A 2,079-nucleotide genomic window follows, 5' to 3' on the forward strand; every position below is an offset into this window, starting at 1 on the left:
ACAACAGGTTCGCATTGATACCGCCCTCAAGCGCGATGCCGGACACGGACGCGCCGGGCCGCAGGCTGCGCTCGATCAACTCGCGCTTGAGCGCCGAACTGTGTTCGCGCCGGCGGCGCTTGGCTTGTGTGGCTTGCTCGGACATGGTGTGCACTGAGGGGCTTGGTGCACACCATCCCGGGCACGCACGATCCAGTTGATCGTGCTCATTCGACCTCGGCCAAGCAATAGGGCCTTGAGACCGCGCTTACGGTGCTGGCGCCAAAGAAGTGCTCGCAGCGGCTCGAACGCCGCGCCATTCGCTGCGCTCGGTGTCACGTCGGCCGCAGGGCCGCCGCTGCTCGTGGGGGTTCGGTCGCCTTCGCTGCGACCGCTGCGCCAGGCGAGCTGGCACATCGGCCGCGACGCTGCGTCGCCCGCGGGAGGTGGCAGCCCGTGCGCCAGTCGTCCCACCGCGCTCCCCCCAGCTGCGCCCCCGTCAAGTGTGAGGGGGACATAAACGGCCGCCTCCCCGCTGCGCGGGTCCCCTCCATTTATTCCACGCTGCCCTCGGCACCCGCGCTCATTCGCGGCGCTCTCGGTGTCGCACGGCGACCGACGAATGCGGGGCAGGACACAGATCGACACCGCAGCTCACGCCGAGGTATCAACAGCCACATCCGGCTCCCTCGGAAATTAGGGCAGTGGGTGGCGAACTCCCGGGTTCACGGGTTCGAAAGGCGATCGACATGCACGGACTGCAAGAGATGCAGCGGGACGACACGGGACGGCGGCGTTCGCGAGCCGTTGCGGTTTACCGCCGGCGAGCATTGCTGTAGATTGTTCAGGCGCTGAAGGAGGCAGGTCCAGGACTCACCGATGACGGCGTGGGCGCCATGAAGAAGGACGTGCTGGTGGCGCAGGCTGCATCGGGATGGCCGGCAAGCGGTGGGTGCCGGAGTCGCTGCGCCAATCCACCGGTTGATGGGTCCGTGCGCGCGGCCTGAACCCGCGCGTACGATCTTGGTCGGAGAAAACATGTGGCTGCTGGTCGCTCGCGAACCCCGGCCGGACGCGCCTTCGTGGCCCGGCCGACGCGTGTTCGCGGCCGTTGATGCGGGTATCTGGCCGCTGCTGTGGGTGCTGGTTTTCCGGCATGCACCCGAGCCGGTCGGACTGGTGGGTCCGTTCGTCGCGGCAATGGCGGTGCTCTGCTTGGTCGGGCGGCTTCACCGCGCCGTCTGGGTCAACCATCGCTACCGGTTCACCACGTGGCGCTGGGGCAAGGGGCTTGGTGCGCTGTTGCTGATGGGTGCGGTGCTGAAGCTCGCAGTTCAGGCTTAGCGCAGCTGCCGCGCACCTTCGTGTGTCGCGTGGGCGGCGGGTCAGTGCGACGCCGATGGACGCACAGCGCTCCACCGCTCGAGGTCAATGCGGCGCCAGGCAACAGCGCGCTTGGCTAGCCGCACGGGCGACGGAAACTTGTCCTCGGCCATCAGCCGGTAGATGGTGGACCGGCCGAGCCCTGTCATGCGCACGACCGCAGACATGCGCACGAACACCGCGGCCTGGGCTTCGGCGGCGGGTTGCTGCGTGTCGGAGTGGGGTTGGCTCATCAGGCGGCTCCTGCTCTGCGTCTGAGGAGAACTCTAGGTGCCGCGGGTGCGCGCAGGCGCGATGACTTTAAGCTCAAAAGTGTCGTCCTGTCCGGCGGCAGCGCCGTGTGCTGGTCGCGCGGCGACTGAGTTTCAGCCGATGCTGTCGAGGCCGCGACAAGCGAGCCAGTAGAGCGCGCCAGAAACGGGTCGCGCGGGCGAACGGCCGAGTGGTGGCGTTGCCGCCAATGCGCAGATCGTCGCCACCCGCCGGCCGTGGGCGTCGCGGCTCAGGCGCATTGCTGCCTGTTCGCCGGCGTCGGTCAGCTCGCGATCGGCTGCAGTTCGGCGCCGTGCGAGGGCAGAGCAAGAAAACGCGCTAGTGCAGTGCGCCGCTCTGTTCTGTACTTATCCAACGATGGCGGCAAGTGCCGTCTTGGCGCGCGTGACCTTGGCCAGGATGTCGGACGCGCGTGCGGTCCAGATGAACGGCTTGGGATCGATG

2 protein-coding genes are annotated in these 2,079 nt (G+C 67.9%); one reads left to right on the forward strand and one right to left on the reverse strand.

Annotation, left to right across the window (positions count from 1 at the left end; all coding sequences use genetic code 11):
• Window positions 1–1,017: 1,017 nt before the first annotated feature.
• Complete coding sequence (locus tag H0W38_RS21835) at window positions 1,018–1,323, forward strand: hypothetical protein (protein ID WP_292458175.1); 306 nt, start codon at window positions 1,018–1,020, stop codon at window positions 1,321–1,323.
• Window positions 1,324–1,364: 41 nt separating this feature from the next.
• On the opposite strand, the gene H0W38_RS21840 is transcribed toward H0W38_RS21835, so the two are convergent.
• The gene (locus H0W38_RS21840) at window positions 1,365–1,595 is read right to left on the reverse strand and encodes an AlpA family transcriptional regulator (protein ID WP_292458178.1); all 231 of its coding nucleotides are present in this window, start codon (window positions 1,593–1,595) and stop codon (window positions 1,365–1,367) included.
• Between the last annotated feature and the right edge of the window lie 484 nt (window positions 1,596–2,079).

Source organism: Methylibium sp. (assembly GCF_013817365.1).
Lineage (GTDB): Bacteria > Pseudomonadota > Gammaproteobacteria > Burkholderiales > Burkholderiaceae_C > Methylibium.

Excerpts from the sequence above, each read along its gene's own strand:
- H0W38_RS21835 (WP_292458175.1), top strand. The coding sequence starts at position 1,018 with ATGTGGCTGCTGGTCGCTCGCGAACCCCGGCCGGACGCGCCTTCGTGG.
- H0W38_RS21840 (WP_292458178.1), bottom strand. The coding sequence starts at position 1,595 with ATGAGCCAACCCCACTCCGACACGCAGCAACCCGCCGCCGAAGCCCAG.